We start from the raw sequence: 20391 nt of genomic DNA, 5'->3' as shown, positions 1-20391 counted from the left end.
TGCCGAGACGATGAGACGCTTTTATCGCCTCTTTATACCCAGGTCAGCCAATCCATTTCCGCCACCATCAAAAACTACTGTGCAGAAGGCGGCCATTGTTGTGATAAATGCAGTGATTGTCCGTCCGAAACAGTAACAATAATTTTAACCGAGTCCTCTGAAGATATATTTACACTAAGACGAGACAACTCAATCGGTTGATTAGCAGGTAAAGATAGCGTTTGTTTTTGCTGTGTATGGCTTTGTCCCCCGACGCCGTCGCGCACAGAGAGAATTTGCACCTGACAGACGCAGGGTTCGTTTAATGTGACCTGAGGGATCACCGTGTAAATATCGCCTTGCTGAGTTGTGGTAAACGTAATCTGATTTGAAAGTGCGGCAAGGAGCAATAAAGTATGCATAATTTCCTCCCGAAAAAAAACAGGGCTTACGCCCTGTTTTTTTATTAGCGCAGACGCTAAATTAATACTGGTTAGCCGTGGCGTTGTTGCCAAAACCAACCTGACGCACCATTACGCTGGAATCAGATGCGGTCTGATTAACCAGCGCGGCGTTATTACCGCCGTATTGGCCGACAGTAATATCGGAGTTTTTAGCGTTCCACTGGTCGATGGTGGCATTGTTTCTGAAACCATTCTGAGTCAGTTCAATAGTACTATTATCCGCACCCTGGCCTACATCGGCGCCGTTACCATAACCGCTCTGGGTAATGGTCGTTTCAGATTTACGGGCATCGCTTTGCAGAGCAAGCGCAGCGTTAGCGGAACCGTACTGATAAATGCTCAACGTTGAGTCCGGGCCGGAACTATTGCCGCCGCCGTTATGATTACCGCCGCCGCCCCATTGTGGAACGACGCCTGCCAGAGCACTGCCAGAAACTACGATTGCTGCGAATGCTGCCACTTTTAAAAGTTTCATGGTAAAACCCCCATCGGATTGATTTAAAAGTCGTAACGGTATTAGCGTTGGGTGACGCGAATAGCCATCTGCGACTGTTTCTGCACTACAACTGCTGTTTTCTGCGTACCGTACTGGGTAATATTGGCCTTATTTCCAGAGCCTTTCTGGATAATAGCCGCACTATTACCGTAAGCGCTTTGCGATATACTGGCATCGTTGGCATTGCCCGTTTGCTCAATATACGCAAAGTTATAATTCCCTGCCTGGTCGACTTTCGCCCGATTATTTCCTCCTTCTTGTGAAATAACGGACAATAGTTTTGATCCTTCCTGGCGTACTCTGGCACTATTATCCGTGCCGACTTGACCAATAATGGCCGCCTGATTAAATGAAGACTTGCTTAATTCATTTACCGCAAAATTATATTCTGAACGAGCCAGATCATAATTTGTCGCGGTTGCAATCCCAGGCGCACCCAGTATTGTCAACATCATAAATAACAATTTGTTTTTCATGCTGTCACCCTGGACCTGGTCGTACATAGCGAAAACTATCTATTGTTTTGTTAGCGACATGCGTTTTTTGTTAACGCGTCGTTACGATGAAGAGTATGTCCGTGGAAACATTTTTAATAACTCACCCACGCGTGGTATTTTGTTATTTAAGCTCATACCAAAGTGCTAATAAAACGATAGCCATGTGATTTTTTATAATTGATTTTTGGCCACAGAAGAGAGTGTATCGCGCACCCAAAAAATGAAGTGTTGGTGTGTGTTATGCCACCATGGGGATGTTCTTATGCTTCCCATGGGGGGCAATACGCACAAGACGTGACACACTTCGTTTTTTTTGTCTTTGTGCTGTCCAGGTTAATGCCACGTCTCAAATTTTAAGAAAAAATAAAATCAAAACATGACTTACAATAATTAAAATGATTAAAAATCAATGAATTATTATAATTTGTATGATTTTTTAAATCTATGCAATAACAGCTAAATGTACAACTTTACTATCAAATCTAAACTTCAAAAAAACCCAAAAACAACATTTTAATATATATTTTTACATCTTGTTACAAGTTTAACACTTGCTTTAAGATTTGTAATGGCTAGATTGAAAACAGTTAAAAGTATTTTCGTAAATATTTTTCTCTTTCTGGATAATGGGCTATTTCAACCCACAGCAGTGCAACATCTGTCAGTACTTCTGGTGCCTTTATTTTATGGGGGCAGCTGTCAGATGTGCGATTAAAAAAAGTGGAGTTTCATCATGTTTAATGAAGTCCATAGTAGTCATGGTCACACACTATTGTTGATCACAAAGCCATCTCTGCAAGCTACGGCATTATTGCAACATTTAAAGCAATCGCTGGCTATAACCGGAAAACTGCATAATATTCAACGTTCTCTGGAAGATATCTCAGCCGGTTGCATTGTTTTAATGGATATGATGGAAGCGGATAAGAAGCTTATCCACTATTGGCAGGATAATTTAAGCCGCAAAAACAATAATATAAAAACATTATTGTTAAATACCCCTGACGATTATCCCTACCGTGAAATTGAAAACTGGCCTCATATTAACGGCGTGTTTTACGCCACTGAAGACCAGGAACACGTGGTCAGCGGATTACAGGGTATTCTGCGCGGCGAATGCTATTTTTCACAAAAATTAGCCAGTTACCTGATTACACACTCAGGAAATTACCGCTACAACAGCACCGAGTCCGCATTACTCACTCATCGCGAAAAAGAGATCCTCAATAAGTTACGTATTGGTGCCTCTAATAATGAAATCGCCAGGTCGCTATTTATCAGCGAGAATACGGTTAAGACACATCTTTATAATCTTTTCAAAAAGATAGCTGTCAAAAATCGCACCCAGGCAGTTTCATGGGCAAACGATAATCTCAGGCGGTAAGGCCATGAAACGCTATCTGACCTGGATTGTAGCAGCAGAGTTACTGTTCGCTACCGGAAACCTGCATGCCAATGAAGTTGAAGTCGAGGTTCCCGGATTGTTAACCGACCATACCGTCTCTTCGATAGGACATGAATTCTATCGTGCATTCAGCGACAAATGGGAAAGCGACTACACCGGCAATCTGACCATTAATGAAAGACCCAGTGCGCGTTGGGGAAGCTGGATCACCATAACGGTAAATCAGGACGTTATTTTCCAGACCTTTTTATTTCCAATGAAAAGAGACTTCGAGAAAACCGTCGTCTTCGCATTAGCGCAAACAGAGGAAGCATTAAATCGCCGACAAATAGATCAAACGCTATTAAGTACGAGTGATTTAGCGCGTGATGAATTCTAAAACATGATTTTTATCCGGAGGCTGTCATGCGTGTTAAACATGCAGTAGTGCTGCTCATGCTTTTTTCGCCATTAACCTGGGCTGGAAATATGACGTTCCAGTTCCGTAATCCTAACTTTGGTGGAAACCCCAATAACGGTTCCTTTTTATTGAACAGCGCCCAGGCGCAAAATTCATATAAAGACCCCGCTTATGATAACGATTTTGGTATCGAAACCCCCTCAGCGTTGGATAACTTTACGCAGGCTATTCAATCGCAAATTCTGGGCGGCTTGTTGACCAATATTAATACCGGGAAACCAGGACGTATGGTGACCAACGATTTTATTATCGATATCGCTAATCGCGACGGACAGCTCCAGCTCAACGTCACGGACAGAAAAACGGGAAGAACCTCGACCATCGAAGTGTCAGGTTTACAAACTCAGTCAACCGATTTTTAAGCTACAGTCACTAAAGGATATAAATCATGCCGCGCTTACTTATTTTGGTTGCCGTTTTATTGTTGAGCGGATGCTTAACTGCCCCGCCGAAACAAGCTGCGAAACCGACATTAATGCCCCGCGCACAAAGTTACAAAGATTTGACGCACTTACCTGCTCCCACCGGTAAGATCTTTGTTTCGGTATATAACATTCAGGATGAAACGGGCCAATTTAAACCTTACCCGGCAAGTAACTTTTCCACGGCTGTGCCGCAGAGCGCCACCGCTATGTTGGTCACTGCGCTGAAAGATTCGCGCTGGTTTATCCCGCTGGAACGACAAGGCTTACAGAATCTTTTGAATGAACGGAAAATTATTCGCGCAGCCCAGGAAAACGGCACCGTGGCGATGAATAACCGTATCCCGCTTCAGTCGCTGACGGCGGCAAATATTATGGTGGAAGGTTCTATTATTGGTTATGAAAGTAATGTCAAATCCGGCGGGGTCGGCGCAAGATATTTCGGTATTGGCGCCGATACGCAGTATCAGCTGGATCAGATTGCTGTCAACCTGCGCGTGGTTAACGTCAGTACGGGCGAGATCCTTTCTTCGGTGAACACCAGTAAAACGATCCTTTCCTATGAAGTACAGGCAGGCGTGTTCCGTTTTATTGATTACCAGCGCTTACTGGAAGGCGAAATCGGCTATACCTCGAACGAACCGGTGATGCTGTGTCTGATGTCAGCCATTGAAACCGGCGTTATCTTCCTCATTAATGATGGTATCGATCGCGGCCTGTGGGATTTGCAGAATAAAGCGGACAGGCAAAATGATATTCTGGTGAAATACCGTGAGCTGTCAGTACCGCCAGAATCCTGATGAATACGACAAAGCGTGGGGAAGACCCCACGCTTTTTTTATTTTGTGACCGCCGTATTCGCTGAATGTTGCTCGCGGCGTGATGCCAGCCATAGCCCACTATTTTTCATGGCATAGCCAAAGATTAGCCCCAGCGCCAGCGACGGTAATACCAACCGCCAGTCACCCTGCCCTGCAAATGTCGCGCAGGCGCCGATAAATGTTCCCGGAACAAAAGAAAGCAATAGCTGCTTTGCCTGGATACACATCAGGAATGCCACGATCCCCGTCAACACGTAACTGACAATTTCCAGATGCGGCGCCAGCGCGCTACCGTGAATAATGACCAGCGCCCACACCATACCGCTTAACAGCGTACAGGCGGAAAGCAACAATCCCTTAAAGCCGCCCTGCGGACAGGCGAAATAAGCCGTACAGCCTAAAAAACCGGCCCAGCTTAGTAACCCCAGGGAGACGGCCACCCATCCCCATATTCCAGAAAGGATGCCCGTCGTGATAGCAATAGAAAGAAGTATGTTCATGGCGCGCATCATAACAGAAAAGCGGCACATTAATGAGATCACGCACACATTTTATGCAATGATGTAAAACCAGTTGCAGTTAAAAGTGATTTACATCACATTATTCTTCATCTTCTTCCTGAAGTTCATCCCACATGGCCCCTATCGCATCACGCGTTAGCGGCGCCAAAGTGCGCCAGAATGGCGTAACGGCATGGGCTTCAACTTTACCGAGGAAGGTATTGCACCAGGGAAGCAGATAATCGGCAAATAAGGTTTCCAGCGCTTCACTTTCATCTTCGGCAGACTGATCTTCCAGCCAGGAGGCCGCGAGCAATAAAGTACCAATGTGATCGGCAGGCGTATCGGCCAGCGGCATCCCTCGCGACGTTAAAAAAGCGCGCACCTCAGACTCTTCCGCGCCTTCGACCCACGCACTGCGGTATGGCGCTACCGCGCACTCTTCCCCAACAAATAACGCATTGTAATCAGTGGAAATCTGCGTGATATCGCAGCTTTTCTGTAAACGCGCCAGCATATCATCCTGCTCCAGCGGCCAGTTTGCCGCCAGTTTACCTTCACGGATTAACGTAAACAGCGGAACCAGTAAAGGATCTTGCGGTTGGCGGTAATACAACGATCCCAGCACACGGCACAGGATTGAAAACTCATTCATTGATATCTTCCCGTAAATAACGATTAAAGTTCGGCAAATTCCGGTACAGGCGCCATACCGCGTGATTCGAGAAAGGCCAGTAAGCGCTGCGGCGAGACGTTCAGGATTCGATCTTCCGGAAAATTCACCGCATCCAGAATTTTCCGGCATTCGGTGAAATCGCCAAGCGTAAAGGCCGTATGGGAATCAGAGCCTAACGCTACCCAGCCTCCCGCATCGCGTACGGCGGCAGCGACCGCGCGGCAATTATCTTCGCTTCCTTTACGCGAATGCAGAAAAGAAGAGTTGTTGATTTCCAGCGCTACATGGTGTTTCGCCGCCGCCTGCGCGATGGCGTTAACCTCCACTGGATACTTTGGATTTCCGGGGTGACTAATTATATGCACCTTGCCGCTGGCGATGGTCGCGATCATCGCCTGAGTATTGGTTTCTTTATCATGCGGCGCAAAAACGGGCTCATGAAAGCCTGCGATAATCAGATCCAGCGAGTCGAACATCTTTCCGGAGCAATCAATTTCACCGTTAATGTTCTTGATATTCGCCTCAATGCCACGCAGTATCCCCACGCCGTCAACCAGACGCGGCCAGATGCGCATGTTAATAAAATGCCAGTGATGCGGCGCATCTTCCATGTCCGGACCATGGTCGGTAATCGCAAAAAGTTTAATGCCTTTGCGTTTGGCTTCCGCGATATAATCGCTCAGAGTACTGTAGGCATGAGTGCTGGCGACGGTATGCATATGCAGGTCAACGGGATACATTGCTCTCTCCTGTAGTCATTTCCGACAAGGATAGCAGGTATCGCCAGCGTTTTTTAGCGAAACCCGGCCCGCGCCGGGTTGATGTCAATATCCTCTCGCCCGATCCACCTGCCCCGTCACCGGCTCTCCCTTCTCCAGCTGGGTAATTGTGCGGCTAATATAATCGATGGCTTCCGCCGGACGGGTGACTGCCGCAATGTGCGGCGTCATGGCGACTCGCGGATGGCGCCATAATGGGCTTTCCTGCGGTAACGGTTCCTGGCTAAAGACATCCAACATCGCGCCTTTTAGCTTACCGCTATCAAGCGCAGCCAGCAGATCAGCCTCCTGAACATGAACGCCGCGCGCGAGATTCAGCACGTAGGCGCCATCCGGCAATTGATCCAACAATTCGCTATTAATAATTCCTACCGTTTGGGCCGTATTCGGCAGCAGATTAATCAGCACCCGCGTCTGGTTCAGGAAAGCGCGCAGCTCTTCACACCCCACATAACTTTCCACGCCAGGCCAGGATTTGCGGCTACGACTCCAGCAACGTAACGGGAACCCCCACGCCTGTAGACTTTCTGCCACTTTTGCGCCCAGCACCCCTGCGCCCATGATACCGACGCTAAATTCTTCGCGGGTATATTCCGGCAGCGGTTTCCATAGCGCCTGATTCTTCAGCGCCTGATAATCATCGAAACGACGGAACCAGTGTAATACCTGGCTGACGGCATACTCCTGCATTTGCAGGCCCATTCCGGTATCTTCCAGACGGAATAGAGGAATGGAGGCGTCCAGCATTTCCGGATGCGCATTTAATTTACTCAGAATTGCATCCACCCCCGCGCCCAGCGCAAAGACGGCTTTTAAGCGTCTTCCGGCCAGCATTTCAACCGGGGGCTGCCATACAAGCGCATAGTCTGCGGGGTTGTTATCACCGACCTTCCATTCACGAACGCGCGCATGTGGGAGAGCCTTCTCCAGCGCATTTACCCACCAGGCGGCGTTAAATGTCGGGTGATAAAAAATTATCTCCATGTTATCTCCTGAGCAGTATGGTGCGGAATGTGATTGCGCCTGTTATCAGCGTTTTCAACGGGATGTGCAGCATAGCAAATTTCCCGGCGCGGGCAAAAAAAGCAGTTTTCGCCTATTAAAGCCACAGATTGGTGGAAGTTTGTATAAACGCGCTTTTTTTTAAAAAAGTTGATTGACGTAGAAAAGATATTTCCCTACATTAGCGCCCGTTCCAGTAATGCTGGAGCGACAATTTGGTGAGGTGTCCGAGTGGCTGAAGGAGCACGCCTGGAAAGTGTGTATACGGCAACGTATCGGGGGTTCGAATCCCCCCCTCACCGCCATATTTAAGTTGAGAGCCTGTACAGAAGTACGGGCTTTTTGCTTATATGTATCCCCCAAACCAAGGGGGGATGAGAACACCCGACCGGGGTTCGACACAAAAACGCCGGGAGCGTTTTTGAACAGAGCTTGCTCTGGCCCCGAAGGGGCGAGGCCCAGGGATGGGCTGAATAGCGGCGCAGCCAGTTGGACAGACGACGAGCTTGCGAGGAGACTGCCCGAAGGGCGAGCGCAGCGAGTCAATCCCCCCCTCACCGCCATATTTAAGTTGAGAGCCTGTACAGAAGTACGGGCTTTTTGCTTATATGTGACCCGTCCATTGCCGGATGGCGGCACAGTTCACGGGCGCCTTATCCGGTCTACATAAGCGCAGCGCCACCGGGCAATAACACCACCATCCGGCTTTCAATTTTAGCCAAGAATTTCAGTGAGTTTTACTTTGCGCCCCTCGTTTGAGGAAAGCGTCGCAGCATCAGCGGTAGCAATGGCATTTGTCGCCGCTTCTCCCGTTAGCAATTTAGCAAACTCCTCGCCTGACTCCAGACCGTTTATCACATCATGCAAGTACTGCATCTCCAGTTTCATAATTGATGAGAGCCACATCGGCGTACGTTTACCGGGTTTACCATAAGCGATTGCGCCATCCATCTCGCTGGATATGTTACCGTTGCGACGATCGTCATCCTCCGCCTGGCTTTCATGCACAAGAAAGTGTGTTTTTTTGCCCGCTTTTATTAGATAACCAGCCGTATTTTGCATATCAATGAGAATTGCACCTGTCGTGCCCTCAATTAATACATAGTGCTCAGGGTAGTGGAACGATGATCCCCACTGAAGTGTCGCGAAACGACCGCTTTCGAACTCAAGAGTGATTAGGACAACATCATCTTCATCACCAAATTTTTCACCTTTGTGCGCAACATTCCCCGCCGCCATTGAAACCAGGGATGGGGTTTCATCCATGATGAACAGTGTACAATCTAGCTCGTGAATGTGATGGTACAGATGCCCGCCTGACTTTGCGCGAATCTTCTTCCATGAGATCTCATCCTGCACGTCTTCAAAACCATTACGTTTAGTGTGAACTTGTGTAACTTCACCGATTTCACCGGCTTTGATGAGCGCTTTAGCGTGGCGAACCCCGTGAAAAAAGTTCATAACGTGACCCGCCATAAAGGTAACACCAGCTTCTTTGCAGGCATCAACCATATCCTTACAATCCAGGTAATTTAAGGCGATAGGTTTTTCACAAAACACGTGTTTACCCGCTTTAGCCGCCGCAATGACCGGCGCTTTATGTAAGTAATTTGGTGAAGCAATAATTACGCAATCCACATCAGGATGGGTACAAAGCGCCTCCATTGTTGCAGTGGCGACACAGTTCAGCTCTTTCGCTATCGGATCCGCATTTACCGGATCGTAAATCGCAGTGATTTTCGCTCCTTCAACCTTAGACATAAATCGCGCCAGTTCAGCGCCAAAATAACCCGTACCTACAACACCGTATTTCGTCATCATTTATCCTCTATTAAAATTCTTTTGTTGACTGAAACCTTTCACGACGTGCTTTTAGCCTATCCGGAATGGATAAGCCAATAATGAGTAGAATTGTTGCGGTCCAGAAGGCAACAATGAACGTTAGCGCAGCGCCTAGCCCCATTGTTATTCCAAGCCAGGTCGCCGCCATTGAATTGAATGTGCCTGATGTCGCAGCAAGATTGTAAATCAGCCCGGTACCCAAACCACGAACCTCAAGAGGAAAGTAGTCGTAGAGAAATTTGGGAACCAGCCCGCCAACACCTACGTTAGTCGCCATTAAACCGAATAAACATGCGCCCAGCAGTAAATAATTATCTTGCGGAATTCTGAATAACGGGAAAATGAATAAAAAGGACATGAGAAGACCAATGCTGAACGTTTTCTTCAAACCAATTCTATCTGCGCACAGACCCCAAACGATATTTCCCAATACAGTGCCGAATGCCGCCGCCGTCATTAAATTAGAGACCACGCCCGTATCAAAGCCCTCTCCCGCCAAATATGTAGGCAGTAGACCAAAGATCGGCCAGTTTGCGCCGAAAATAGAGAACAGAACAATAAATACACATAATGTCAGTGGAAATTGAGCTCGATTAAATAGCCCTTTCATTGACAAAGAGAAAACTGACCAGGCACTTTGTGAGTGCTTTCCGAGACCACTGAGTTTGGCTTCTTCCCACTCTTTAGATTCAGGAGCCCTGGCCCGGATGTAGATTACTAAAAGAACGGGTAGCAAACCGACAAAAAAAGCAGCACGCCAACCATACGCTTCGGCAAATGACGGCATAAAGTAGGCTGCTATGATGTTACCAATACCGAAACCTGAAACCAGAAATGCGCTCGCTTTAGATTTTAAATGCTTTGGCCAACTTTCCACGGCATAAGTAGAAGCGCAAGCATACTCCCCCGCCATCCCCATACCGACAATGAAACGACTAAGCGTCAGCATAATTACACCGGAAGCTAGGCCACTTAACCCTGTACCTACAGAATAGGCAACTATCGACCACATCATTAACGGCTTACGGCCAAATTTATCTGCCAGCAGACCAAATAGCGCCCCGCCAAATGGTCGCCCAATAAAGGCCGCTGTGGCAAGGAATGCGCCCTCCATATCTGTCAATCCTAAGTCAGCCTTGATCAGATACATAATGTAGAAAATCAGCATAAAGTCGAAGCCATCAAAAACGTAACCCAGCCATGCTGAAAATAAAGCATTTTTTTGTGGACGAGTTATCTCGCTATACCACGGGAAGAATTTTGCTATCACAATAAAACCCTTATTTGCTGTTACCGTCTGAAATGCTTACGGAATTAATTTTTAAGTCATATCAATTGCCGAATAAGACACTATCAACCGGCACTTTCCGACAACCGCCTGAGATCGTAGCTATGTAAAGCGTATATTCATTGTTTATCATCCTTATTCGTAGCTACGTTAAGGACGTGAATACTCAAGACAAAGTCTAACGTTCTGTAACGTAGCCACGGGCTATAAGATTATCGATATGAATACTAAGCAAAGATTAGTACAGTAACTCTTTAACCTTTCTCAAAAGTGGTATTGTAATCCAACGCGATAACGGGTCTGTCTCTCATCGGTATTATTTCTCACCGCTACATTTCCGACCTCAACGTATGGTGTAAATGACTTATTCAGTTTCCAGGCTAAAGCCACATTATGCTCATAGTTTGTTTTTTTGTTATCAAATTTAATTTGATCGCTATCCATCCAGGTAAAGTTATATTCTAATTTCAACTCATCAAAAACATAACCTATATAAGTATCAAATCTATTCGTTTTCTCATCATCATTGTAGTTAGCTGTCTTTCTTGCATAGTCATAGCGGTAACGACCAGCCATATAAATACCAGAATCAAAATTATATTGCACCCTTAAATAAGGCTTATAAATTGAAGTGTCTGGACCGCTTTCAAATATAAATCCAGGCTGCAAAACAAAATGGTCCGTAACTTTATAATTATAACTTACGCCCAGTTCTATAGCGTTTGCGACGAGATCGCTTAAATGCTTATCCTGCTCACCATCTACTCCTCCCGATTTAACGCTGGCATCGACATAAAAACCAATGCCGTTAGGAAGTTTTTCAATTATAGCAATACGGTCTTTATTAATTCTGGTTCTATCAGCATATTCATGCCGATAATCAAGGGTTGCCGCTTGTAGATATGATGAAAATGCTATAAACGAAACCATACCCAGAAGATATCTGTTGATTTTCATAAAATACTCCGCTTATCAATTAACTTTATTTTTGTATTTAAAAATTATTTTATTAATAAATTACCATCACGCATGGTAAAGGAGGTTACAGACGAAACAGGTTTCCCTTTAGCATTTTCACCACCGATAAGGAAAACTTCATCACCATAACTTACTGATACACCATAGCCGAGAGGTTGTTTCATTTTACCCATATATTGCCAATGGCCATTAACCAAACCATAGACTTCATCTCGCCATTTTTTATTTATTCCTTCGTGGGAATAAAACTTTCCATTGGTATAATTTTGTTTTGCTCCCGGAAAATTCGCGCCACCACCGACAAGCAGGACACCGTGACTATAGCCCGAAAATGCTCCGGCCAACCCTTCCTGCTGTTGTTCTCCAGGCGATGGCGGTAACTGGCTGTTCTTCAACCATGTTAGCTTATCGTTATCCCACATGGCGCGGTAAATCACATCGGTACGTAAACCCGGTTTGAGCTCACCATTAATCAGCATCAGGAAATTATTTTCCATTACCGATGACGATCCTGCCGTCCCCGCGCCTGGCAGCTCACCGGCATTCTTCCATGTGTTCTCTTTAGCATTGTAGATAAATACGATTTTATTAAAAAAATAATCTTTGGCAGGTTTATTAAAATAATTATAGATGACTTTGTTTTTTTCACTTTCATCCGCAGCCGCAGCCGCTATATCAATAAAATACTTATCAAAGATATGCTCATTAACCCCTCCGGTAATAAGTACCATCGTTTCGTTTAATTTTACTCCCGTATGCCCTGTTAATCCAACTGGAGATATAGTGTCAACTTTTTGCCATGTATTTTTCACCGGTGAGTATTTGTACACATCGCTATAAACCTGCAACGGTGATTCACTGTTTTTTTTCCCTACGCCACCAAAAACATAAAGCTCATCATTTAAAAATACCGACACGGATTGCTCACGAGCTCCACCAGGAAACGACTTTATACGCTCCCAGTCTTTATGTTGCTTTTTAAGATCAATTTTATACCAGGATGTCCCTGCGGTACCTAAGCCGACATAAATCACGCCATTATTATCAATAGCGCCAGTACCATTTTTCAGTGGTTCTGGTATATCAGGAAGCGTCGTTGCATATCCTGATGTGGTGATAGCGACTGATAAACATAGCGCCATTAGCGTCATCATTTTCTTAAAGTTTTTCATCTGCATCCCCATGCGAAGAAATACAATTGGAGTAAAGCTTCATCATTAGTGATCTTATGGCGCATAATTTCAACAATGATAATGACAAAATGTGACCAAGCGCTAAAAATAATTACATGGGGTTATCATGTGCGAGGTAAAAGCACCCCATGGTGATGTTAGAAGTGATTATGGGTGACCTGTTATGGCCAAACTCATTAGTGATAGCATTCTGAATAAATACAACAAGAATTATGTGATGCATTTCATACTGGCTATCCCGTGGCGTATAAGCTCCTTCTGAGCATTTTATCTTTATGCCGGAAGCAGTTAATAAAATACAGCATGCTGCCGTCAGAATGAATTGTATTTGTCTTGTAGCTTCAGGTTATAGCCTCAAATCCGCTTGCGCAGTAATTGAATAACAAACATACCTTATGACTGTGTTCACATTTTTCTATCTTTTTGCTTGATGCAGCAACACTCCACAACATAACATAAAACGGAGCAAAACTTCAAAATATATAAGGCGGAACTGGATGTCACTATTAGCCAGGCTGGAACAAAGTGTACACGAAAACGGTGGGCTGATTGTCTCATGCCAACCGGTACCAGGCAGCCCTATGGATAAACCTGAAATTGTGGCTGCAATGGCACAGGCAGCGGCTTCGGCGGGTGCGGTCGCTGTGCGCATTGAAGGCATTGAGAATCTGCGGACTGTTCGTCCCCATCTTTCTGTTCCAATTATTGGGATAATTAAACGTGACCTTACAGGGTCGCCAGTCCGTATCACTCCCTATTTACAGGATGTTGACGCCCTGGCGCAGGCAGGTGCCGATATTATCGCTTTTGATGCCTCATTCCGCTCTCGCCCGGTTGATATTGATAGTTTACTGACACGTATTCGCCTGCATGGATTACTGGCGATGGCAGACTGTTCAACCGTGAATGAAGGCATAAGTTGCCATCAGAAAGGAATCGAATTCATTGGTACAACATTGTCTGGCTATACCGGCCCCATCACGCCGGTTGAGCCAGATTTGGCAATGGTGACGCAACTGAGCCATGCAGGTTGTCGTGTTATTGCCGAGGGGCGCTATAACACGCCTGCACTGGCGGCCAATGCTATTGAGCATGGTGCCTGGGCAGTTACCGTTGGTTCCGCTATCACCCGTATCGAGCATATCTGTCAGTGGTTCAGTCATGCAGTAAGACGCTGAACAGGAAAAGAAAATGAACACGCTTACTATTGATATTTATGTCTCAGAGAATGATCCGACGTTAATAATGCTATCGGCAAATACGATACCCAGGCCTGAAACCTGTTTGAACGCAATATCGGATAGCTGCTATTTCAGGTATCCGGCAGGACATACGTCTGGGCATCACCATTGGTGGAGCATAAATGTTCTGCCTTTTACATCTCATGATTACCGTCATTGAGATTAACAAAAACTATTACTTGATCTGAATATCGTATCGTCTGAATGATGGGAAGATAAAAATACACAGACGATGACCGCAACTCTACTCAAAACCATAAGCAGGAAAGAACTATGATTACACATTCTTTCGGCATCGTTAATTATCTTGTATTATTTGGCTACCTCCTGGCCATGATGTTAGTCGGTGTCTATTTTTCCAGACGGCAAAAAACAGCAGACGATTATTTTCGCGGTGGTGGCCGGGTTCCTGGTTGGGCGGCTGGGGTCAGTGTATTTGCTACTACGTTAAGCTCAATTACATTTATGTCAATTCCTGCCAAAGCGTTTACTTCCGACTGGACGTTTATCATTGGTCAGTATCTGGCTATCGCAATTTTACCGCTGGTTTTTTATTTCTATATTCCGTTTTTTCGGAAATTGAAAGTCACATCAGCCTATGAATATCTCGAAGCACGGTTCGATGTGCGCTGCCGTCTATTCGCCAGCATGTCATTTATGTTGTTTCATATCGGACGTATCGCCATTATCACTTTCCTCACCGTGCTGGCCTTGCGCCCCTTCATCGCTATAGACCCGGTGATTTTGGTACTGTTGATTAGCGTGATGTGTATCATTTATACCTGGATGGGTGGAATTGAAGGAGTAATATGGACTGATGTTATTCAAGGCCTCTTACTTTCTGGCAGCGCGATACTGATTTTTATAGTGATATGTCTCAAAGTCCAGGGCGGCATTGGTGAAATTTTTACGGTGACGCAGCAGGCGGATAAATTCTTTCCGGCTACGCAGTTCCACTGGAGCTGGACGGAAAGCACAGTACCTGTATTGATTATTGGTTTTCTGTTTGCCAATATTCAGCAATTTACTGCCAGTCAGGATGTGGTCCAACGCTATATCGTGACTGACTCCATAGAGGAAACGAAGAAAACATTACTTACAAATGCCAAACTGGTTGCTGTGATCCCTGTTTTCTTTTTTGCTATCGGCTCGGCATTGTTTGTCTACTATCAGCAACATCCACAATTATTACCGGCGGGATTCAACACTGGCGGCATTTTACCCTTATTCGTGGTCACCGAAATGCCAGTCGGCATTGCAGGGTTGATAATCGCCGCTATTTTCGCTGCTGCGCAGTCCAGTATCTCCAGCAGCTTAAACAGCATTTCTAGTTGTTTTAATTCCGATATCTATCAGCGTTTGAGTCATAAAAAAAGAACGCCTGAAAACCGTATGAAAATAGCTAAGTTAGTTATTCTGGTCGCGGGCCTAATAAGTAGTGCGGCCTCGGTATGGCTGGTCATGGCCGATGAATCAGAAATCTGGGATGCATTTAATAGTCTGATAGGTCTGATGGGAGGGCCAATGACCGGTCTGTTCATGCTGGGCATTTTCTTTAAACGAGCAAATGCCGGGAGTGCGGTTTTAGGAATTATTATCAGCGTCATTACCGTGCTGGGCGCACGCTATGCCACTGACCTTAACTTCTTCTTTTATGGGGTCATTGGCTCGCTAAGCGTGGTGATCAGCGGCGTTATTTTCGCCCCGTTATTTGCCCCGGCACCGCCATTGACGCTGGATGAAAAACCTGAACCAAAGGTGACATTATGATTTCATGATACCACGCTATACCGACACAGCACACGGTGACGCCAACGCCCGGGGCGACAATACCGGGCCAGGTATAAACCATCCGTCAAATGGCGCGCTATAAACACCGTAAGAGCAAACAGATTACTCTCCAGTGATGTTCTGTCATAAGTTGGCAACGCGATGTAAATATTCCCCCTCCTTTACTTACATCGCGCTTTTTTTCATGCCGCAGACTTGATAGGCTCTGCTCTGTTCGATATTGCAGGCTTTGTGCCGCAATCAGCCCTCAAGAGCAGGAACTATATGGAGCCTCAACCCCCACGTCTTAAACCCGGAAAAATCCTTGACACTCTGGGTGCTATGCAAAAAAGCCTGACACGTGCCTCCCAGCGTATTGCGCAATATATTTTAGCCTTCCCCAGACAGGTGACACAGTCATCTATTGCCGATTTGTCACGCGAAACACAGGCCGGAGAAGCCACGGTTATTCGCTTTTGTCGCACCCTGGGCTATAAAGGTTTTCAGGATTTTAAAATGGACCTGGCCATTGAACTTGCCACTACCGAGTCTGATGACAGTAGTCCTCTACTGGATGCCGAAGTTAGCGAATCCGACGATGCCCACGCCATTGGTTTAAAATTGCAGAACACCATTAGTAATGTATTATCTGAAACGCTAAATCTGCTTGATATGCAACAGGTTCTCGGTGTCGTGGACGCCCTACGTCACTGTCACTCAGTTTATATCTTTGGTGTGGGCTCATCGGGGATCACGGCGCTGGATATGAAACACAAGCTAATGCGTATTGGTTTACGGGGCGATGCGGTAAGCAATAACCATTTTATGTACATGCAGGCTACGCTATTAAAAGCAGGCGATGTCGCGATGGGTGTCAGTCACTCGGGCACATCGCCAGAAACAGTGCATTCACTCCGATTGGCCCGACAGGCTGGTGCCACCACAGTCGCCATTACCCATAATCTGGGTTCTCCATTATGTGAAGAGGCCGATTTTTGCCTGATCAATGGTAATCGGCAAGGAATGTTGCAGGGTGACTCGATCGGTACGAAAGCCGCGCAGCTTTTCGTCTTTGACCTGCTCTATACCCTTCTTGTACAGTCCTCGCCGGAACAGGCCCGAGAAAGCAAATTACGGACAATGAATGCCCTGGACATGACAAAATAATTCCTTTCCCGTACAGGCGTCATTTTCCTTTTTTGTCCATGAGTCTGCTGGATGCTTTATAGATAACAAAGCCCGGTTTCCCGGGCTCTGAAAGTCAATGCTATATTAGCTGTATGCGTGAAGCGTTCGCTGACAAAGCGCCGAGCGCACGCAGTCGTCTTTGTTGAAATGCACAATCCCTACCATTTCATCTTCTTCAAAGCGTTCCAACGCATCGCTCAACCCGGAACGCACGCCGCGCGGCAGGTCGCATTGCGTAATATCGCCATTGACAATGACCGTGACATTTTCGCCTAATCGCGTCAAAAACATTTTCATTTGCGCCGCAGTCACATTTTGCGCCTCATCGAGGATCACGACCGCATTTTCAAAAGTACGCCCACGCATATAGGCGAACGGGGCAATTTCTACCTTACCGATTTCCGGGCGCAAGCAATATTGCATAAAGGACGCGCCTAACCGTTTAAGCAGGACATCGTAGACGGGCCGAAAATAAGGCGCGAATTTTTCAGCGATATCACCGGGCAAAAAACCAAGGTCTTCATCAGCTTGCAATACCGGACGCGTCACAATGATCCTCTCGACGTCCTTATGAATCAATGCTTCTGCCGCCTTTGCCGCACTGATCCATGTTTTCCCGCAGCCGGCTTCGCCGGTCGCAAAAATAAGCTGTTTACTGTCGATAGCGTTCAGATAATGCGCCTGTGCTTCATTTCGCGCCTTAACAGGAGAGGTATCGCGACTATCGCGCGCCATGCCAATGGCTTCTACTCCGCCCATCTGTACCAGTGACGTGACCGATTCTTCTTCACGTTGCTTATGACTACGCGAATCTCGTCTCAACACACGCTTTGCTTCACGACGAGCTTTGATCACTGCTTTTTGTCTTCCCATGGATAGCACCTTGAGTTGTAGGTATACATCACCCGCGTTCTCTTGAACGCGATTATGCGCACACACATCTGAGGGTTGGCTTCCTTGTAAGCCTTAGCTTGCTTTTTGAAACGACGCCACACACGGCTACGCGCACCACATATGACGTCATGGGTATGGTCAGTAAGGGAAATGATGAGAGCTTTTAAGATGACAAGACCACCACCGGAGAGAGAATGTCCGTACAGGGTGTTGTAACTACTGTAAACAATGTGTCCTGGTGCGGACATTACCATTCGCGATCTCCATAGTGAGTGACCATCACTGCCGGGGAACTACCGCTATTACTACTAAGTACAACACAAAACATCAATAATGCAACAATATATTCACCAAGCATTAACCAAAAATTATTGCGTCATTGTCAGTCTCTTACAGAAAGATTACACGATTATTTCATCGGCAGGAGACTAAAAAAGATAATCATTAGCTACTGCGGGTATTAATGCTGAAAACATCCATAACCCATTGAATATTCAACATATAAAAGGTTAAAATGGAGTAATTAACGTGTCCTCTCTCCCATCGCTAAAACGGCATTATTTATGCAAAATTTTGTGCGGCATACTTACGCCAGTAACGCTGACTCGTTTTAATTTTTGTCATTACTCTATTGCGTCAAGGCTATTGGTACCATTAACAGGCGATTTCATATATGGCTAGTTAGTGATTACTTGAGATGTATTACGCCCGCGTTAACGGCGCTCAAGGGCTAAAAATAGTTTGAGAGAGCGTCCTCATTTACCTGAACATCTTCAGTCAATCGGTCCGGGACTTATCAGAGGACCAGGCAGGCGTATAACGCCGCCTGGTAAAATATGTCCGATGGCAATAATGCTATCGGACATGTCGGTTATTCCGCCTGTAGCTTCGACGGCGGCGCGGAATGATAATGCGCGTCCGCTTTTGCAAAGCGTTCCTGCATCGCTGCTGTCGGCGCTTTGCCAAGCAGGCTAAAGATTACGATCCCCAGGCTGCCGAAAATGAAGCCAGGGATGATCTCATACAGATCCAGCCAGCCATATTGTTTCCAGACGATAACCGTCACCGCGCCAATAATCATTCCCGCCAGCGCGCCGTTACGTGTCATACGCGACCACATCACAGAAAACAGGACAACAGGTCCAAATGCCGCGCCGAATCCAGCCCAGGCGTAGCTCACCAGCCCCAGCACACGGTTATCGGGATTCGCCGCCAGCGCAATGGCGATCAGCGCTACCACCAGCACCATCACTCGCCCTACCCATACCAGCTCTTGCTGGCTGGCGCTTTTACGCAGAAAAGCCTTATATAAATCTTCCGTAATCGCGCTGGAGCATACCAGCAACTGACAGCTCAACGTCGACATCACCGCCGCCAGGATAGCAGACAGCAGAACACCGGCAATCCACGGGTTAAACAGGATCTGCGCCAGTTCAATAAATACGCGCTCTGAGTTTTGGTTCACCGCCCCGGCCAGCGCGGGGTTATTGTTAAAGTACGCAATGCCAAAGAAGCCCACCGCCACCGCGCCCGCCAGACACAGAATCATCCAGGTCATACTGATACGACGCGCATGAACAATGCTGTGATGGGAGTCCGCCGCCATAAAGCGCGCCAGGATATGCGGCTGACCGAAGTAACCCAGTCCCCAGCCCATCAGGGAAATAATGGCGACAAAATTCAGCCCCTTGAGCATGTCGACATTCTCGATGCTCTTTTGCTTGATCACCTCCAGCGACTCGCTAAAACCGCCTACGCCGACAATAACCATCACCGGCGTCAGGATTAACGCAAAAATCATCAGGCTGGCCTGAACGGTATCCGTCCAGCTAACGGCAAGAAACCCGCCGATAAAGGTATAAATAATGGTTGCCGCGGCCCCCGCCCACAGTGCGGTTTCATAGCTCATACCGAAGGTGCTTTCGAACAGTCGTGCTCCAGCGACAATACCTGACGCGCAATAGATAGTGAAAAACAGCAGAATGACCAGCGCGGAAATAATACGCAGGACTCGGCTCTTATCCTCAAACCGACCGGTAAAATAGTCCGGCAACGTGAGCGCGTTATTGTTAAATTCGGTATGCACGCGCAGGCGCCCGGCCACCAGCTTCCAGTTAATCCATGCGCCTAACGTCAGGCCAATGGCGATCCAGCTTTCAGAGATCCCCGACAGAAAGATAGCGCCAGGCAGCCCCATTAACAGCCAGCCGCTCATATCCGACGCGCCGGCTGATAAAGCCGTAACAAACGGCCCCAGGCTGCGACCGCCAAGAATATAGTCATCAAAGTTTTTGGTTGAGCGCCAGGCGATAAACCCAATCAATATCATGCCAAAAATATAGACACAGAATGTCACCAACATCGGTGTGCTAATAGCCATCAAGGTTCTCCAAATTTATTTATTGGCACTACCGTAGCGTGCCGTTTTGTACCCTGCCGGAACGTGGCAAGGGTGTTATGTTTACCAGGGCGACCGTATCCTGCCGGAAGCGGTGG

General features: G+C 46.7%; 20 protein-coding genes and 1 tRNA gene. 8 read left to right on the top strand and 13 right to left on the bottom strand.

Annotation, left to right across the window (positions count from 1 at the left end; genetic code table 11):
• Nucleotides 1-74 precede the first annotated feature (74 nt).
• The 3 genes from csgC to csgB all read right to left on the bottom strand — a co-directional run bounded on the left by csgC (nucleotide 75) and on the right by csgB (nucleotide 1415).
• Nucleotides 75-401, bottom strand: coding sequence for a curli assembly chaperone CsgC (csgC, locus tag ACLJRE_RS04505; RefSeq protein WP_000557256.1), 327 nt, complete (start codon nucleotides 399-401; stop codon nucleotides 75-77).
• Between the two features lie 61 nt (nucleotides 402-462).
• Nucleotides 463-918, bottom strand: coding sequence for a curli major subunit CsgA (gene csgA, locus ACLJRE_RS04500; protein ID WP_000771416.1), 456 nt, complete (start codon nucleotides 916-918; stop codon nucleotides 463-465).
• 41 nt (nucleotides 919-959) lie between these two features.
• Nucleotides 960-1415 (bottom strand): curli minor subunit CsgB, encoded by a 456-nt coding sequence (csgB, locus tag ACLJRE_RS04495; RefSeq protein ID WP_000791656.1) that lies wholly within the window; start codon nucleotides 1413-1415, stop codon nucleotides 960-962.
• Nucleotides 1416-2169: 754 nt separating this feature from the next.
• Between csgB and csgD the strand changes: the two genes are divergently transcribed.
• The 4 genes from csgD to csgG are packed head-to-tail and all read left to right on the top strand — an operon-like array spanning nucleotide 2170 to nucleotide 4523.
• The gene (gene csgD, locus ACLJRE_RS04490) at nucleotides 2170-2820 is read left to right on the top strand and encodes a biofilm master transcriptional regulator CsgD (protein ID WP_000481517.1); all 651 of its coding nucleotides are present in this window, start codon (nucleotides 2170-2172) and stop codon (nucleotides 2818-2820) included.
• 4 nt (nucleotides 2821-2824) lie between these two features.
• The gene (csgE, locus tag ACLJRE_RS04485) at nucleotides 2825-3220 is read left to right on the top strand and encodes a curli production assembly/transport protein CsgE (protein ID WP_000833305.1); all 396 of its coding nucleotides are present in this window, start codon (nucleotides 2825-2827) and stop codon (nucleotides 3218-3220) included.
• 26 nt (nucleotides 3221-3246) lie between these two features.
• Entirely contained in the window at nucleotides 3247-3663 is a 417-nt protein-coding gene (csgF, locus tag ACLJRE_RS04480; protein WP_001264073.1) for a curli production assembly/transport protein CsgF, read from the top strand.
• A 26-nt stretch (nucleotides 3664-3689) separates the two neighbouring features.
• Nucleotides 3690-4523, top strand: coding sequence for a curli production assembly/transport protein CsgG (gene csgG / locus ACLJRE_RS04475; protein ID WP_001137620.1), 834 nt, complete (start codon nucleotides 3690-3692; stop codon nucleotides 4521-4523).
• 38 nt (nucleotides 4524-4561) lie between these two features.
• On the opposite strand, the gene ACLJRE_RS04470 is transcribed toward csgG, so the two are convergent.
• The 4 genes from ACLJRE_RS04470 to ghrA all read right to left on the bottom strand — a co-directional run bounded on the left by ACLJRE_RS04470 (nucleotide 4562) and on the right by ghrA (nucleotide 7483).
• Nucleotides 4562-5044 (bottom strand): DUF1097 domain-containing protein, encoded by a 483-nt coding sequence (locus tag ACLJRE_RS04470; RefSeq protein WP_023212476.1) that lies wholly within the window; start codon nucleotides 5042-5044, stop codon nucleotides 4562-4564.
• Between the two features lie 100 nt (nucleotides 5045-5144).
• Nucleotides 5145-5699, bottom strand: coding sequence for a molecular chaperone (locus tag ACLJRE_RS04465; protein WP_001001890.1), 555 nt, complete (start codon nucleotides 5697-5699; stop codon nucleotides 5145-5147).
• A gap of 23 nt (nucleotides 5700-5722) precedes the next feature.
• On the bottom strand, nucleotides 5723-6460 hold the full coding sequence (locus tag ACLJRE_RS04460) for a phosphatase (protein ID WP_000283646.1): 738 nt from the start codon (nucleotides 6458-6460) through the stop codon (nucleotides 5723-5725).
• An 84-nt stretch (nucleotides 6461-6544) separates the two neighbouring features.
• On the bottom strand, nucleotides 6545-7483 hold the full coding sequence (ghrA, locus tag ACLJRE_RS04455; RefSeq protein ID WP_000402547.1) for a glyoxylate/hydroxypyruvate reductase GhrA: 939 nt from the start codon (nucleotides 7481-7483) through the stop codon (nucleotides 6545-6547).
• Between the two features lie 235 nt (nucleotides 7484-7718).
• Between ghrA and ACLJRE_RS04450 the strand changes: the two genes are divergently transcribed.
• Nucleotides 7719-7806 (top strand) — tRNA-Ser (locus tag ACLJRE_RS04450).
• 409 nt (nucleotides 7807-8215) lie between these two features.
• Here the strand turns inward: ACLJRE_RS04450 and ACLJRE_RS04445 are convergent.
• The 4 genes from ACLJRE_RS04445 to ACLJRE_RS04430 all read right to left on the bottom strand — a co-directional run bounded on the left by ACLJRE_RS04445 (nucleotide 8216) and on the right by ACLJRE_RS04430 (nucleotide 12793).
• Entirely contained in the window at nucleotides 8216-9322 is a 1107-nt protein-coding gene (locus ACLJRE_RS04445) for a Gfo/Idh/MocA family protein (protein WP_000988593.1), read from the bottom strand.
• A gap of 10 nt (nucleotides 9323-9332) precedes the next feature.
• Nucleotides 9333-10613 (bottom strand): MFS transporter, encoded by a 1281-nt coding sequence (locus ACLJRE_RS04440; RefSeq protein ID WP_000560753.1) that lies wholly within the window; start codon nucleotides 10611-10613, stop codon nucleotides 9333-9335.
• Nucleotides 10614-10895: 282 nt separating this feature from the next.
• Nucleotides 10896-11588 (bottom strand): oligogalacturonate-specific porin KdgM family protein, encoded by a 693-nt coding sequence (locus tag ACLJRE_RS04435; RefSeq protein WP_000700859.1) that lies wholly within the window; start codon nucleotides 11586-11588, stop codon nucleotides 10896-10898.
• 44 nt (nucleotides 11589-11632) lie between these two features.
• A complete protein-coding gene (locus ACLJRE_RS04430; protein WP_000525757.1) occupies nucleotides 11633-12793 on the bottom strand; it encodes an N-acetylneuraminate epimerase in 1161 nt (386 codons plus the stop codon).
• Nucleotides 12794-13299: 506 nt separating this feature from the next.
• On the opposite strand from ACLJRE_RS04430, the gene ACLJRE_RS04425 reads away from it, so the two are divergent.
• The 3 genes from ACLJRE_RS04425 to ACLJRE_RS04415 all read left to right on the top strand — a co-directional run bounded on the left by ACLJRE_RS04425 (nucleotide 13300) and on the right by ACLJRE_RS04415 (nucleotide 16980).
• Complete coding sequence (locus ACLJRE_RS04425) at nucleotides 13300-13980, top strand: N-acetylmannosamine-6-phosphate 2-epimerase (protein ID WP_000054244.1); 681 nt, start codon at nucleotides 13300-13302, stop codon at nucleotides 13978-13980.
• A gap of 336 nt (nucleotides 13981-14316) precedes the next feature.
• Nucleotides 14317-15813 carry a sodium:solute symporter gene (locus ACLJRE_RS04420; RefSeq protein WP_000628083.1) on the top strand — a complete coding sequence of 499 codons (1497 nt, stop codon included), beginning with the start codon at nucleotides 14317-14319 and terminating at the stop codon, nucleotides 15811-15813.
• A gap of 285 nt (nucleotides 15814-16098) precedes the next feature.
• Nucleotides 16099-16980, top strand: coding sequence for a MurR/RpiR family transcriptional regulator (locus ACLJRE_RS04415; protein WP_000433674.1), 882 nt, complete (start codon nucleotides 16099-16101; stop codon nucleotides 16978-16980).
• A gap of 105 nt (nucleotides 16981-17085) precedes the next feature.
• Here the strand turns inward: ACLJRE_RS04415 and phoH are convergent, their stop codons facing one another.
• Nucleotides 17086-17874, bottom strand: a complete 789-nt coding sequence (phoH, locus tag ACLJRE_RS04410) for a phosphate starvation-inducible protein PhoH (protein ID WP_000533527.1) — start codon at nucleotides 17872-17874, stop codon at nucleotides 17086-17088.
• An 892-nt stretch (nucleotides 17875-18766) separates the two neighbouring features.
• Complete coding sequence (putP, locus tag ACLJRE_RS04405) at nucleotides 18767-20275, bottom strand: sodium/proline symporter PutP (RefSeq protein WP_001018467.1); 1509 nt, start codon at nucleotides 20273-20275, stop codon at nucleotides 18767-18769.
• Nucleotides 20276-20391: the final 116 nt, after the last annotated feature.

The organism is Salmonella sp. SAL04157 (assembly GCF_046551635.1).
Classification (GTDB): Bacteria; Pseudomonadota; Gammaproteobacteria; order Enterobacterales; family Enterobacteriaceae; genus Salmonella; species Salmonella enterica.
This window is presented reverse-complemented; position numbering and strand designations above follow the sequence as displayed.

What these genes read in the sequence shown, in the direction of transcription:
- ghrA (WP_000402547.1), bottom strand. Translation starts at nt 7,483, where the DNA reads ATGGAGATAATTTTTTATCACCCGACATTTAACGCCGCCTGGTGGGTA.
- csgD (WP_000481517.1), top strand. Translation starts at nt 2,170, where the DNA reads ATGTTTAATGAAGTCCATAGTAGTCATGGTCACACACTATTGTTGATC.
- csgE (WP_000833305.1), top strand. Translation starts at nt 2,825, where the DNA reads ATGAAACGCTATCTGACCTGGATTGTAGCAGCAGAGTTACTGTTCGCT.
- csgF (WP_001264073.1), top strand. Translation starts at nt 3,247, where the DNA reads ATGCGTGTTAAACATGCAGTAGTGCTGCTCATGCTTTTTTCGCCATTA.
- ACLJRE_RS04435 (WP_000700859.1), bottom strand. Translation starts at nt 11,588, where the DNA reads ATGAAAATCAACAGATATCTTCTGGGTATGGTTTCGTTTATAGCATTT.
- putP (WP_001018467.1), bottom strand. Translation starts at nt 20,275, where the DNA reads ATGGCTATTAGCACACCGATGTTGGTGACATTCTGTGTCTATATTTTT.
- ACLJRE_RS04430 (WP_000525757.1), bottom strand. Translation starts at nt 12,793, where the DNA reads ATGGGGATGCAGATGAAAAACTTTAAGAAAATGATGACGCTAATGGCG.
- ACLJRE_RS04465 (WP_001001890.1), bottom strand. Translation starts at nt 5,699, where the DNA reads ATGAATGAGTTTTCAATCCTGTGCCGTGTGCTGGGATCGTTGTATTAC.
- csgA (WP_000771416.1), bottom strand. Translation starts at nt 918, where the DNA reads ATGAAACTTTTAAAAGTGGCAGCATTCGCAGCAATCGTAGTTTCTGGC.
- ACLJRE_RS04425 (WP_000054244.1), top strand. Translation starts at nt 13,300, where the DNA reads ATGTCACTATTAGCCAGGCTGGAACAAAGTGTACACGAAAACGGTGGG.
- csgB (WP_000791656.1), bottom strand. Translation starts at nt 1,415, where the DNA reads ATGAAAAACAAATTGTTATTTATGATGTTGACAATACTGGGTGCGCCT.
- ACLJRE_RS04460 (WP_000283646.1), bottom strand. Translation starts at nt 6,460, where the DNA reads ATGTATCCCGTTGACCTGCATATGCATACCGTCGCCAGCACTCATGCC.
- csgC (WP_000557256.1), bottom strand. Translation starts at nt 401, where the DNA reads ATGCATACTTTATTGCTCCTTGCCGCACTTTCAAATCAGATTACGTTT.
- ACLJRE_RS04420 (WP_000628083.1), top strand. Translation starts at nt 14,317, where the DNA reads ATGATTACACATTCTTTCGGCATCGTTAATTATCTTGTATTATTTGGC.
- ACLJRE_RS04470 (WP_023212476.1), bottom strand. Translation starts at nt 5,044, where the DNA reads ATGAACATACTTCTTTCTATTGCTATCACGACGGGCATCCTTTCTGGA.
- ACLJRE_RS04415 (WP_000433674.1), top strand. Translation starts at nt 16,099, where the DNA reads ATGGAGCCTCAACCCCCACGTCTTAAACCCGGAAAAATCCTTGACACT.
- ACLJRE_RS04445 (WP_000988593.1), bottom strand. Translation starts at nt 9,322, where the DNA reads ATGATGACGAAATACGGTGTTGTAGGTACGGGTTATTTTGGCGCTGAA.
- phoH (WP_000533527.1), bottom strand. Translation starts at nt 17,874, where the DNA reads ATGGGAAGACAAAAAGCAGTGATCAAAGCTCGTCGTGAAGCAAAGCGT.
- csgG (WP_001137620.1), top strand. Translation starts at nt 3,690, where the DNA reads ATGCCGCGCTTACTTATTTTGGTTGCCGTTTTATTGTTGAGCGGATGC.